This window comes from Microbacterium sp. ABRD28, assembly GCF_003850245.1.
In the GTDB taxonomy this organism is placed as follows: Bacteria; Actinomycetota; Actinomycetes; order Actinomycetales; family Microbacteriaceae; genus Microbacterium.
In genome coordinates this window covers 3,004,956-3,017,599 of sequence record NZ_CP031015.1, presented here as the reverse complement: position 1 = coordinate 3,017,599, position 12,644 = coordinate 3,004,956, and the positions used below count along the sequence as shown (strand labels likewise).

The following is a 12,644-nucleotide window of genomic DNA, read 5'->3' as shown; positions in this document are numbered from 1 at the left end:
ATCGGCGGTCGCCCCGCTCCCGGGTCTTTGGTCCCCTCCTCACGCCCGCGCCCTCGCTTGTATGGACGACGAGAGCACAGGAGAAGGCGTCATGGCGGATGCAGAGGTCATGGACCGCATCATGACCGGGACAGGAGGATCGCTCCGGTTCCTCGGCGCGGCCGACACCGTGACGGGATCGCGGTTCCTCGTCGAGCGTGCGGGTCGCCGGGTCTTGGTCGACTGCGGGCTCTTCCAGGGCTTCAAGGTGCTGCGGGCGCGCAATCGCGCGCCCTTCCCCATCGATCCGAGTTCGATCGATGCGGTGATCCTGACGCACGCCCACCTCGATCACTCCGGCTACCTGCCGGCTCTCGTCCGTGACGGCTTCGACGGCCCGATCTTCGCGAGCGAGGGCACGGCGGAGCTCTGCGGGATCCTCCTTCCCGACAGCGCCCACCTCCTGGAGGAGGAAGCGCGGGCGGCCGCCCGGGGCGGATGGTCTCGGCACGAGCATCCGCGCCCGCTCTACGACACGCACGACGTCGAGCGGGCGATGCATCTGATGGACCCCGTGGCCTTCCACGAGCCGCAGAGGATCGGCGACGAGTTCGAGTTCTCTCTCATCCGCGCCGGACACATCCTCGGCGCGGCGGGGGTCGCGCTGCGCCTCGGCGACAGAGTCGTCCGATTCACCGGCGATCTCGGACGACCGGATGACCCGCTGATGCCGCCACCGGAAGAGCTCGGGACGTGCGACATCCTGGTGACGGAATCGACCTACGGCGATCACTCCCACGGATTGGCCGATCCGCAGGTCGTTCTCGGAGAGATCGTGCGAAGGGTCGCGGCAGCCGGTGGCGTCGTTCTGATACCGGCTTTCGCCGTGGGGCGCACGGAGACGATCCTCCTTCACCTCTCTCGCCTGCGGGCGGCCGGCGAAATCCCCGACATCCCGATCTTCGTCAACAGTCCGATGGCCGTCAGCGTCGTGGACGTGTATCGACGACACGCCGCGGAACACCGGATCGACCAGGCCGAACTCGATCGCATGTACGACCTCGCGACGATGATCAGGAGCGTCGACGACTCCAAGCTCCTGAATCTCCGCGGCGGTCCGATGATCATCATCTCCGCCAGCGGGATGCTGACCGGCGGCCGGGTGCTGCATCACCTCGTCGCATACGGGCCCGACCCCAAGAACGCCATCGTCCTCACCGGATTCCAAGCGGGAGGAACACGAGGCGCTGCACTGCTCGCGGGTGCCGACACCCTCAGGATCTTCGGAAAAGACGTCGCCGTCCGCGCAGAGGTGCACCATCTGCACACCATGTCGGCTCATGCCGACGCCCGTCAGACGATCGACTGGATGAGGACCGGATCGCGGCCGAGCATGGTCTACGTCACCCACGGTGAGCCCGCGGCCGCCGATGCGCTGCGACTGCGCATCGAGCGCGAACTCCACTGGGCTGCGCGCGTCCCCGAGCAGGGGGAGAAGGTGACGATCTGAACCGTGGCCCACCCTTCGCGTCTCACCGGGCCGGGCGCCGGAGAGACTTTCGTCCCGAGGAGGGCGGCTGCGTGCGCCTATCGTGACAGCGCGGGTCGCACCCGCGCAGCCGTTTCGGACGTGTCGTGACGGGCTGCGTCATGACACCAGGCTGCCGCAGCCAGGGGAGGCGCGACCGCGACGACGGGCGTCTCCCCGTGCTGTGGCGTCTCGTGGCCGTTGCGCATCATCCCGTGGCGGGAAGAAGAGGCACGCGCCACTCCGACCGCGCGCCCCGCTCGGAGCCGGTCGTGAGCGCGTAGGTGCCCCCGCGCCGGGACGCCCGGTCTTCCAGGTTCTTCGTTCCCCCACGGCGGGTCACGTGCGACGGCGGCCCGTGTCCGTCGTCCTCGACGATCACGGTCACAGCGCTGTCGGTCGCCTCGACCGACACGGAGGACGCCGTCGCCCCGGCGTGCCGGGAGATGTTCGCAAGGGATTCGCGGATGACCGCGACGACGTCGTCGGCGAGGTCGCCGCTCAGAACGAGGTCGACAGGACCGCGGAAGGTCAGACGGGGAGGGGAGGTCAGGGTGGGTGAGAGTTCGGTGATGACGTCGATCACCCGGTGCCTCGCCACCGGAACACCCGACTCGGGGCGGGTGCGGAGGGTGAAGATCGCCGCGCGGATGTCGTTGATCGCGGCATCGATCTCGGTGACCTCGCCCTCGAGCGCGGCGGTGTGCGGACCGTCGATCGATGCCAGGGCCTGCAGCCGGATGCCCGATGCGAACAGGCGCTGGATGACATGGTCATGGAGATCCCGGGCGATTCGGGCTCGATCCTCCATCACTTCCAGTCGCTGTCGATCGCGGCGTGCCCACGCGAGGGTCACGGCGATGCCTGCCTGCGAGGCGAACTCGGACACCGCTTCGAGGTCAGCGGGAGTGAGGTGCGGCCGGTCGGGATGTCGTGCGACGAGGATGGCTCCCGTGGGGGCCTGCGTCGCGACGAAGGGTACCGCGGCGGTGGACCCGAGCACGAGGCGGCCGTCGAGGTAGGAGCGCCTGTGGCTCACGGTGGCGATCTTCCCGGTCCTCATCGCCTGCTCGGCGACCGAGGATTCCGCCGGGTGGAGGGTTCCCTCCAACTGCTCGGCGTGCTCCCCCCAGACGGCGACCACCCGATGCATCCTCCCCTCCTGCTCGGGCACCACGATCGTGACGAGGTCGGCTGCGACGACGTCGCTGAGTCCGCGGACCACGATGTCCATCGGGTCCTCGCCCGCAGGGGCGAGGAGCGCGCCGCTGATGCTCGACAGCGCACTGGCCAGTCGTCGCTGCCGCACGGCTCGCTCGAACAGGCGGGCGTTGTCTATCGCGATTCCTGCCGTGGCTGCCAGCGCTTCGATCAGCTCCGCGTCTTCGGAAGTGAATTCCCCCGCCGCGGGGTTGGTCAGGTACAGGTTGCCGAAGACCTCTTCCCTCGTACGCACCGGAACTCCGAGAAACCCGTGCATGGGCGGGTGATGCGGGGGGAAACCGACAGATCGCGGATCTTCGGCGAGGTCGCGGAGACGGATCGTGTGCGCCTCCTCGATGACGGCGCCCAGCAGACCACGTCCTTCGGGCAGGCGGCCAATGGCCTCGACCTGGGCAGGGTCCATTCCGGTATGGATGAACCGCTCCAGCCTGCCGTCGCCGCCGAGAACGCCCAGGGCCGCGTACTCCGCCTTGACGAGGGCGGCGGCGACCTCGACGATCCGATGCAGCGTGTGGTCGAGGTCGAGTTCTTCTGTCACTGCCCGGTTGGCGGCGAGCAGGCTTCTCACGCGCGTCTCCGCGGTGAGCACGCGCTGAGCGTCGGCGATCAGATCGTCGAGGGTTTTCTCGAGATCCGATCGCGAGCCGTCGAGAAAACCCGGGGAGTCACTCATGGACCGCTCCCGCCCCCTGCGTCCGCTGGAGACCCCACGCTACTCCGCCGCAGGTGCGGCGACAAGGCGCAGGCTGCACCCATGGCGATCACCGCCCGTCGCAGGACCAACGACCCGAGCGGCCGAGGGGCGGAGGTGCACGATGACCTCGCCCCCCAAGGAAAGAGAAGCTCACCATGGCCACAAAGACGGAGCACGATCTCATCGTGAAGACGGACGTCGAAGCGGAGCTGGAAGGGAATCCCGACCTGGATGCTGCCGAGATCGGCGTCTCCGTGCGTGGCGGCGCGGTCACGCTCTCCGGCGAGGTGGCGACGAACGCCGAGCGACGGGCAGCGACGAAGGCAGCGCTTCGGGTCCGCGGCGTTCGCACGCTCGTCGATGCGCTGACGGTGCATCCGCGGACCAAGTGGCCGGTGACGCAAGCGGACGTCGCCAAAGAGGTCGAGCGCGCCCTGCGTGCGGCGATCACCGTGCCCGACTCGGTGCAGGCGATCGTCCACGGCCATGACGTCACCCTCATCGGGGAGGTGCGGGGAAACTCCGAGCGCTACGCCGCGACGCGGGCCGTGCAGCTCCTCCGGGGCGTCTCCACCGTCGACAACATGATCACTCTGCGGGAGCGTCCGGCCAGCGCGGACACCGAGGATCGCATTCGGCGAGCGATATCGCGAAAAGCACTGCTGCAGGCGCGACAGATCGATGTCGCGGTGATGGGTACGACGGTCACCCTCACCGGCACCGTGTCCACCTGGACCGAGCGCGAGGAAGCGACACGTGCCGCGTGGGCTACGCCGCACGTCACCGATGTCGACAATCGGCTCATCGTCCCGTCGGCCTGATCGGGGTGCCGGCGTTGGTGGCTGATGATCACCGCGGCGGACACCCGCTCCTCTGGGGCTCGCTCGGCCTGATCGGCGGTGGCCCTGACGCGCTCGCTTCGCTGGTGGTCGCTCGCCGTCATCCCCGCCCTTGTCGTCCTGCTCGCGTCGGGGGTTTACAGCTCGTCCATCGCGCTCGCCGCGGCTCACCCGCCCCACCCCGTCCGGCCGGGCACACCCGACGGTGCACAGGAGGTGCGCTTCTCCTCGGAGGCGGGAGTGATGTTCGCGGGATGGTTCCTCGCCGGAGACAACGGAGCGGCGGTGATCGTAAGACACGGCGCCGGGTCGACGGCCAATGACGTCGAGGCGCATGCTCGGGTCTTGAACGAGGCGGGTTTCAGCGTTCTCGCCACCGACGCACGGGGTCACGGTCTCAGCGAAGGACACGGCATGGAGCTGGGCTGGTACGGCGACGAGGACATCACCGCGGCCGTGGACGAGGTGCTCGGCCGCGCGCACCCGCCCATCGCCGCCGTCGGCGTGCTCGGACTGTCGATGGGGGGTGAGGAAGCGATCGGTGCGGCCTCGTCCGACCCCCGCATCCGCGCTGTCGTGGCGGAGGGGGCGACCGGGAGGGTTGCGGCGGACAAATGGTGGCTTTCGGAGACCTACGGGCTGCGAGGGAGCCTGCAGAATCTGCTGGATGCCGGCACGTTCACTCTCACCGATCTGCTCAGCCCCGCCGAGATGCCGGGTTCTCTCGACGACGCCGTTCGCATGCTCCCGCAGCACACCGAGGTGCTGATGATCGCTGCGGGAACGGTAGCCGACGAACAACTCGTCGCCGAACGCCTGGCGGCCGCCGCTCCTTCGCAGGTATCGGTGTGGGTGGCGTCGGGTGCCGACCATACCGGCGCCCTGACCACCGACCGTCACCAGTGGCGTGAGCGAGTGATCGCGTTCTACCAGGACGCGTTGCTCACCCCCCGAGGGGATCGGTGACGGGCCAGCGGATCAGGGTGCGCCACCGCGCGGGATCAGGCTCGACCTCGGGGTCGCTCAGATACTGCTCCCAACAGACCGGCCCCGGTGTCAACCCGACCGCGTCGCAGTGTCGCTGCACCGCCGCGTAGGTCTGATGCATGGTGTCGTAGGACCCCTCATGGATCACCTCTGCGACCAGGCCCGCCGGGAGCTCCCCGGGGTGGACGTTCCCCTGCGGGCGCACCGTCCCCGCAACGGGAAAGCCCGCCTCGACGTCGACGGTCGTGTCGGGTACCCCGTAGTACTTTCCGAACGGCGGTCCGATCGGGGCCGTCCCCTGCTCCTCCAAAGCTCTGGCTGTCTCGGTGTAGGCCGCGGCGAAGAAGTCGGTCAGTTCCGACATCGCCACGCGTCGGCGAACACCCGCCGTGAGCTCAGCCTCGTGCCGGACGACGCGCACATCGTCAGACACGGTCGCCACCCGCTGTCGTCGTCTCCGGCGTCGACGATGTGCCGCGGCGCGGGCGGTGGCGGACGATCATCACCGGACAGGCCGCGTGCGAGGCGCACACCGCGCTCACAGACCCGAGGAAGAGGCTGCCGATCCGACTGCGGCCGTGTGAGCCCAGCACCAGCATCGCCGCGTGCTCCGACGCGTCGACGAGCGTGTGCTCGGCCGTGCCGCGGCGCGTCCCGGTGGTCAGCCACGGTGGCGGCCCCGCCGGGAAGATCTCCAGGGCAGCGCGGGACGCGAGATCGCGTGCCAGCGCCTCGTAGTCCGTGCCGTCGTCGGGCGTGGGGGCGTCTCCCCAGATCAGACCCGGATCGTCCCAGACGGCCATGGCATGCACGGGCAGCCCCAGTTTCGGGGCGATCTCGACCGCATATTCCAGCGCAGCGGCGGCGGATTCCGAGCCGTCGACCCCCACGAGGATCCCCGGTTGCGACCAGGGGAGGGACTCTTCACCGGGGGCGGGTGAGACAGCGGTGTCGGTCTGGGAGGCGCGCATGCGGCCATCGTCGTGCGCGATCCGTTCTCCTCGGGGGTCGAAGGTCCCACCGGCGCGCGTGAGGGAACGAGCAGACTCCCTCCATCAGCCTGAGGAGGACCAGTCGTGAAAGCAGCAGTCGTCAGTCGTGCCGGTGCGTCGGCGCAGGTGGAGGAGCTTCCGGTTCCCGAACCGGGGCCCGGTCAGGTGCTCCTGCGCGTCGAGACGTGCGGGCTGTGCCACACCGACATCCATGCGATGAACGGCGATTGGCCGGTGGCCGCGACCTTCCCGCTGATCCCCGGACACGAGGCGGTGGGGATCGTCGAGGGGCACGGTGCCGGCGTGACCGAGCCTCGAGTGGGCCAGCGCGTTGCCGTGCCGTGGCTCGGACGGGCATGCGGTCGCTGCCGCTACTGCATCGATGGGCGCGAGGATCTCTGCGTCAGCCAGGCGAACACGGGATTCTCGGTGTCGGGCGGATACGCCGAATACCTGGTCGCCGACGCGCGCTTCGTCGTTTCCGTCCCCGACGGCGTTCATCCCGTGGATGCCGCGCCGCTCACCTGCGCGGGGGTGACGACGTATGCGGCCGTGAAGAACGCCCGTGTTCGACCGGACGAGACCGTGGCGATCTTCGGCGTCGGGGGACTCGGGCATCTGGCTGTGCAGTACGCCCGGTTGGTCGGGGCCAAGGTGATCGCTGTCGACGTCACCGGCGACAAACTCGCGCTCGCTGAAGATCTGGGTGCCGATCATGTCGTGAACGCATCGACGGACGATCCGGTGGCGATGATCGCGGAACTCGGCGGCGCGGACGTCGCGATCGTGCTCGCCGTTGCACCGGAGGTGACTCGCCAGGCATTCGACGCCCTCAATCGCGGGGGACGCCTGGTGCTGGTGGCGTTGCCCGCGGGCGGGGAGTACACCCTGCCGGTGTTCGACACAGTCCTTCGCGGGATCAGCGTCGTCGGCTCGATCGTGGGGACGCGGCAGGATCTTGCGGAAGTCTTCGATCTGCATGCCGCAGGAAGGACACGGGTGATCGCCGAGGAGCGGGATCTCGAGGACGTCAACGAGGCGGTGGAGGAAGTCCTCACCGGGCGGGTGCCGGCGCGACTCGTCTTCGCCTACCACACCGCTGACCTGCTGCCGCGGCCGGCGTCGAAGACGTCCGGCTGACGTTCAGGGCGGCTGCCGGTCAGTGGTTGTCGCCCGAGACGTCGATCAGGACCTTGCCGATCGCCCCGTTCTCGACAGCGTCGTGGGCTGCCGCGGTGTCGTCGAGGCCGAACCACGTGAGGGGGAGCCCCGCGTCCTCGCCGACGGGAAGGGCGCCGTCGCGAAGCGCCGCAGTGATGTCCTCGACCGCCGCCGTCAGCGCGCGCTCGCCCACGGTGTACATGAGCAGGCCCTGGAACCGGATGTTCTTCGCGAAGGTCGGCACGACGGGGATGATCGCCTCGTCACCGCCGTTGTCGGCGTAGTACGCGATGCTTCCGTGATTGGCGATGACGTCGGTGTCGAGTGCGAAGTTGTGGGCCGGTGACACCTCGACGATCTGCTCGACCCCGCCAGGAGCGATCTCGAGGATGCGACGGGCCGTGTCTTCGCGGCGGTAATTCACCGTGTGGTGCGCGCCCGCGTCGCGGGCGAGCGTGGCCTTCTGGTCGCTGGAGACCGTGGCGATGACGGTGGCCCCGGCCCAGCGCGCCAGTTGGATGGCCGCGTGGCCGACGGCGCCCGCGCCGCCGGCGACGAGAACGGTGCGTCCGGCCAGTGCGCCGGCGGAGAGGCGCTCGGGACCGTCTTCGTGGATGGTGAGGGCGCGGTGCGCGGTCATCGCGGGAACGCCGAGGCCGGCGGCGACATCGAAACCGATGTCTTCGGGAAGAGGAACGGCGCGTGCGGCGGGAACGACCGTGTATTCCTGGGCGGTTCCCGTCGGTCGCTCGTGCTGCGCGAGAAAGATCCAGACGCGTTCACCCACGGAGGGCGCGTCGACGCCGTCGCCGACGGCGTCGACGACGCCGGCGCCGTCCTGGTTGGGGGTCACCTCGCCGAAGGCCGTGGCGGCCGTCCCCGTTCGACGAGCCTTCCAATCGGTCGGATTCACGCCGGAGACGGCGACGCGGACGCGCACCTCGCCCGGTCCGGGCTGCGGAATGCTTCGCTCCACGACGTCGAGAACGGAGGAGTCGCCGGCGCGGGAGTACACGATCGATCGCATGCGACCTTCAACGCGCGTACGGGCCTCGCCCATTCCCCCTCAGCGATTCGCCCACAGCGCCCACGCGACGAGGGCGGGTTGGAGGAGCAGGCGGATGAATCGTGCGCGTTCGGTCCGCAACATCGGGGCGGAACGGCCGGTGCGCCACTGGTGGACGTTGCCGGGGAAGACGGCCACGAAGAACGCGGCGACGAGCCACCCCACACTGCGTTCCCGGGGGATCGTGGCGACCGCGCCGGCGAGCAGGAGTTCGGCGACGCCCGAGCCCACCACGATGGCGTCTTTGCTCAGTCCGGTCATCCGGGTCGACCAGTCGGGCACCACGATCCGGTACCCGCGCCGGCCCCAGGTGAGGTGGGAGATCCCCGCGGCCGCGAGGAGCGCGGCGAGGAGCCATCGTGCGCCGGTGCGCAAGAGTTCCACGGAACGGGATCTGCCGCTTATCGGTAGTTGACGAACTGCAGGTCGACGTCGAGGTCGGCGGCCTTCAGAAGGCGCTGGACCTCCTGCAGATCATCGCGAGACTTCGACTGCACGCGCAGCTCGTCGCCCTGGATCTGCGACTTCACCGACTTCGGGCCCTCATCACGGATGATCTTGCCGATCTTCTTGGCGTTCTCCTGCGAGATGCCTTCCTTGAGGGTCGAGACGATGCGGTACTCCTTGCCGCTGGCCGTCGGCTCTCCCGAGTCGAGGCTCTTCAGCGAGATGCCGCGCTTGATGAGCTTCGTCTGGAAGACGTCGAGCACCGCCTTGGCGCGCTCCTCGGAATTCGCCTTGATGAGGATCGCCTCGCCGCTCCACTCGATGGAGGCGTCGGTGCCCTTGAAGTCGTAGCGCTGCTCGACCTCTTTACGCGCCTGGTTCAGGGCGTTGTCGGCTTCCTGCCGATCGATCTTCGAGACGATGTCAAAACTTGAGTCGGCCATGCCGGGAGTCTAGCGAGCCCTTCTGCCGCCGATTCGGGAAGCCCTCGGCGATCGCGAAGCCGCACGGGGAGAATCTCGGAAACGACAACAATTCCCGCCTGTAGATGTAAGCGCTTCCAAACCTGAAGCGCGGGTCTGTCGTTGTGGCTCCGGCACAATTCCCGCGGCGGAACGGTCACAGGATGGTATCGACCGACTCACGGGATTGCGAACCACGTGCGACTGACGCAAACTGTAAGCGCTTGCAACACGAGCTGGCGACAAGGGAGCCGCCTCCCGCGGACCTGTCGCCCTCCCCAAAGAAAGAGGCGAACACCGATGAAGGTGATGAACAAGCGTGCGCTGGGTCTCAGCGCATTCCTGGTCGGCGGAGCCGTTGTGCTCGCCGGCTGCGCGGGCGGCGGCGGTGGCGAGAGCTCCGGCGGCGCCGACAACGGTGGCGACTCCGGTGCCGCCGAGAACACCCTGACCGTCTGGGTCGACGCCGACCGCGAGCGCGCCCTCCAGGATGTCGCGACCGCCTTCGAAGAGGAGAAGGGCATCGCCGTCGACCTCGTCGTCAAGGAGTACGAGGACATCCAGCAGGACTTCATCACCCAGGTGCCGAGCGGTGAGGGCCCCGACATCACGATCGGTGGCCACGACTGGACCGGTGCCTTCGTGCAGGACGGCGTCGTCGCGCCCGTCGAGCTCGGCGACAAGGCCGCCGAGTTCGAAGAGGTCGCCATCGCGGCGGTCACCTACGACGGCAACACCTACGGCCTGCCCTACGCGATCGAGAACATCGCGCTGGTCCGCAACGCCGACCTCGTTCCCGAGGCGCCCACGAACTTCGACGACATGATCGCCAAGGGCACCGCGGCCGGTACGCAGTACCCGTTCGTGGTGGGCCTGAACCCGCAGAACTCCGACCCGTACCACCTGTACCCGTTCCAGACCTCCTTCGGGAACTCGGTCTTCGCCCAGAACGCGGACGGCTCGTACGACGCCGCCAACCTCACCATCGGTGACGAGGCCGGTCAGCAGTTCGCGACGTGGCTCGGCCAGCAGGGTGCCGCGGGCGTGTTCAACCTCAACCTCGACGGCGACCTCGCCAAGGAGGCTTTCAACGCCGGCCAGGCGCCGTTCTTCCTCACCGGTCCCTGGAACATCGCCGACGCGGTGGACGCGGGCGTCAACGTCGCCGTCGACCCGATCCCGTCGGCCGGTGGCCAGACCGCCCGTCCGTTCGCGGGTGTGCAGACCTTCTTCCTCAGCTCGCAGTCGGAGAACGCCCTCGCGGCGAACGAGTTCCTCGTGAACTACATCGCCACCCCCGAGGTGCAGACCGCGCTGTTCGAGGCCGGCGGTCGTGCCCCCGCGCTCACCGAGTCCTTCGAGGCCGCGCAGGCCGACCCGATCGTCGCCGGCTTCGCATCGGTGGGCGCCGAGGCCGTGCCGATGCCGAGCATCCCTCAGATGGGTGCCGTGTGGGATGACTGGGGCACCACCGAGGTCGCCATCATCCAGGGTTCCGACCCGGTCTCCAGCTGGACCACCATGGCCGAGAACATCCAGGGCAAGATCGGCTGATCGCCTTCGGCGGGGGTGTCGCTCACGCGGCATCCCCGCCGAACCCCTTTCCCCTGACAGATCGACCGCGCCGTCGATCGTCCGCCAAGGAGCCTCGATGACGATTCCGACACTCGACACCGACGACCGCGCGTCCGATCGTCGCGCCGATCCGGCCACGGAGAAGCGGCGCCGCCGCGCCGCGGCCTTCGCCGACGCCGCGTCGGCCGGCTGGAAGGTCTGGCTGTTCAAGATCGTCGCCCTGGGCATCGTCGACGCGATGGCGATCTACGCCATCCTCGTGCTCGTCGTCCAGGAGCAGTGGGTCATCGCCGTGGCCATCGCGGTCGGCGTGGTCGTCCTCAACGCGATCTACCTCATCCCGGGACTCCTCCCGGCCAAGTACCTCGCGCCCGGTCTGGTGTTCCTCTTCATCTTCCAGATCTTCGTCGTGCTCTACACCGTCTACATCGCGTTCACCAACTACGGGTCGGGGCACAACTCCGACAAGGAAGACGCGATCACCTCCCTCCTCCAGCAGTCGCAGACGCGCGTGGAGGACTCCGCCACGTACCCGGTGCAGATCGCCACCCGCGACGGGGAGTTCTTCCTCGTCGTGGAGGACCCCGAGACCGGAGACCTCAGCGTCGGCGGCAACGAGATGCCGCTGGAATCGATCTCCTCGCCCGAGGCTGCGGGCTACGACGTGCTCGACTTCTCGCAGATCCTCGCCAATCAGGCCGAGATCGGCGCGTTGACCGTCCCGCTCGACGACGATCTCAACGACGGCTACCTGCGCACCACCGACGGTTCGAACGCCTACCTGTTCCAGTCGAGTCTGGAGTGGGATCCCGTCGCCGACACCATGACCGACACCGAAACGGGTGTGGTCTACCGCGACATCGGCACCGGTGCCTTCACCGCCGACGACGGAACCGAGATCCTTCCGGGATGGCAGGTCTGGGTCGGCGGGGAGAACTTCGTCCGCGCCGTGACCGAGGAATCCATCCGTGGCCCGTTCATCGCGGTCCTGGTCTGGACCTTCGTCTTCGCCTTCCTCTCGGTGGCGACCACCTTCGTCCTCGGGCTCTTCCTCGCCGTCGTCTTCAACGACCCGAAGATGAAGAGCCGCAAGTACTACCGGGTCATCCTCATCCTCCCGTACGCGTTCCCGGCGTTCCTGTCGGCCCTGATCTGGGCGGGCATGTTCAACCAGGACTTCGGGTTCATCAACCAGGTGCTCCTCGGCGGCGCCTCCATACCGTGGTTGCTCGACCCCATACTCGCGAAGGTCGCGATTCTCATCGTCAACCTCTGGCTCGGCTTCCCCTACATGTTCCTGGTGTGCACGGGTGCGCTGCAGTCGATCCCCGATGACATCCAGGAGGCGGGTCGCGTCGACGGTGCGGGCGTGTGGCAGGTCTTCCGCCACATCAAGTTCCCGCTCCTCCTGGTCTCGGTCGCCCCGCTGCTGATTTCGTCGTTCGCGTTCAACTTCAACAACTTCAACATCGTCTACATGCTCACCAACGGCGGGCCGAGGTTCGCCGACGCGTCGATCAACGTCGGCGCCACCGACATCCTGATCTCCATGGTCTACAAGGTGGCCTTCGTCGGTGCCAACCGCGATTACGGGCTCGCGAGCGCGTTCTCGATCATCATCTTCATCCTGGTCGCCGTCATCTCCTACGTGAGCTTCCGACAGACCAAGGTCCTCGAGGAGCTGAACTGAG

12 protein-coding genes are annotated in these 12,644 nt (G+C 68.2%); 6 read left to right on the top strand and 6 right to left on the bottom strand.

Annotated features, from left to right (window positions below):
* The first annotated feature begins 91 nt into the window (after positions 1 to 91).
* Positions 92 to 1,489: an MBL fold metallo-hydrolase RNA specificity domain-containing protein gene (locus DT073_RS14545; RefSeq protein WP_240638629.1), complete on the top strand. Its 1,398-nt coding sequence runs from the start codon at positions 92 to 94 to the stop codon at positions 1,487 to 1,489.
* 226 nt (positions 1,490 to 1,715) lie between these two features.
* Here the strand turns inward: DT073_RS14545 and DT073_RS14540 are convergent, their stop codons facing one another.
* Positions 1,716 to 3,404 (bottom strand): sensor histidine kinase, encoded by a 1,689-nt coding sequence (locus DT073_RS14540; protein WP_124294040.1) that lies wholly within the window; start codon positions 3,402 to 3,404, stop codon positions 1,716 to 1,718.
* A gap of 176 nt (positions 3,405 to 3,580) precedes the next feature.
* On the opposite strand from DT073_RS14540, the gene DT073_RS14535 reads away from it, so the two are divergent.
* Positions 3,581 to 4,246 (top strand): BON domain-containing protein, encoded by a 666-nt coding sequence (locus tag DT073_RS14535; protein WP_124294039.1) that lies wholly within the window; start codon positions 3,581 to 3,583, stop codon positions 4,244 to 4,246.
* Positions 4,247 to 4,324: 78 nt separating this feature from the next.
* The gene (locus DT073_RS14530; RefSeq protein ID WP_124294038.1) at positions 4,325 to 5,230 is read left to right on the top strand and encodes an alpha/beta hydrolase; all 906 of its coding nucleotides are present in this window, start codon (positions 4,325 to 4,327) and stop codon (positions 5,228 to 5,230) included.
* Here DT073_RS14530 and DT073_RS14525 read toward each other — a convergent pair.
* Entirely contained in the window at positions 5,208 to 5,684 is a 477-nt protein-coding gene (locus DT073_RS14525; protein ID WP_124294037.1) for a GyrI-like domain-containing protein, read from the bottom strand. The two genes, DT073_RS14530 and DT073_RS14525, sit on opposite strands and share 23 nt — an antisense overlap.
* A complete protein-coding gene (locus tag DT073_RS14520; RefSeq protein ID WP_124294036.1) occupies positions 5,677 to 6,222 on the bottom strand; it encodes a universal stress protein in 546 nt (181 codons plus the stop codon). The genes DT073_RS14525 and DT073_RS14520 overlap by 8 nt, the downstream gene beginning before the upstream one ends.
* A 105-nt stretch (positions 6,223 to 6,327) precedes the next feature.
* Between DT073_RS14520 and DT073_RS14515 the strand changes: the two genes are divergently transcribed.
* Positions 6,328 to 7,383, top strand: coding sequence for an alcohol dehydrogenase catalytic domain-containing protein (locus DT073_RS14515; protein WP_124294035.1), 1,056 nt, complete (start codon positions 6,328 to 6,330; stop codon positions 7,381 to 7,383).
* 19 nt (positions 7,384 to 7,402) lie between these two features.
* On the opposite strand, the gene DT073_RS14510 is transcribed toward DT073_RS14515, so the two are convergent.
* The 3 genes from DT073_RS14510 to DT073_RS14500 are packed head-to-tail and all read right to left on the bottom strand — an operon-like array spanning position 7,403 to position 9,360.
* Positions 7,403 to 8,431 carry an NADPH:quinone reductase gene (locus tag DT073_RS14510; RefSeq protein ID WP_124294034.1) on the bottom strand — a complete coding sequence of 343 codons (1,029 nt, stop codon included), beginning with the start codon at positions 8,429 to 8,431 and terminating at the stop codon, positions 7,403 to 7,405.
* Positions 8,432 to 8,470: 39 nt separating this feature from the next.
* Positions 8,471 to 8,845, bottom strand: a complete 375-nt coding sequence (locus DT073_RS14505; RefSeq protein WP_124294545.1) for a DoxX family protein — start codon at positions 8,843 to 8,845, stop codon at positions 8,471 to 8,473.
* Positions 8,846 to 8,871: 26 nt separating this feature from the next.
* Positions 8,872 to 9,360 (bottom strand): YajQ family cyclic di-GMP-binding protein, encoded by a 489-nt coding sequence (locus tag DT073_RS14500; protein ID WP_124294033.1) that lies wholly within the window; start codon positions 9,358 to 9,360, stop codon positions 8,872 to 8,874.
* A gap of 318 nt (positions 9,361 to 9,678) precedes the next feature.
* On the opposite strand from DT073_RS14500, the gene DT073_RS14495 reads away from it, so the two are divergent.
* Positions 9,679 to 10,932, top strand: a complete 1,254-nt coding sequence (locus DT073_RS14495; protein ID WP_124294032.1) for a sugar ABC transporter substrate-binding protein — start codon at positions 9,679 to 9,681, stop codon at positions 10,930 to 10,932.
* A gap of 97 nt (positions 10,933 to 11,029) precedes the next feature.
* A complete protein-coding gene (locus tag DT073_RS14490; protein WP_124294031.1) occupies positions 11,030 to 12,643 on the top strand; it encodes an ABC transporter permease subunit in 1,614 nt (537 codons plus the stop codon).
* Position 12,644 lies beyond the last annotated feature (1 nt).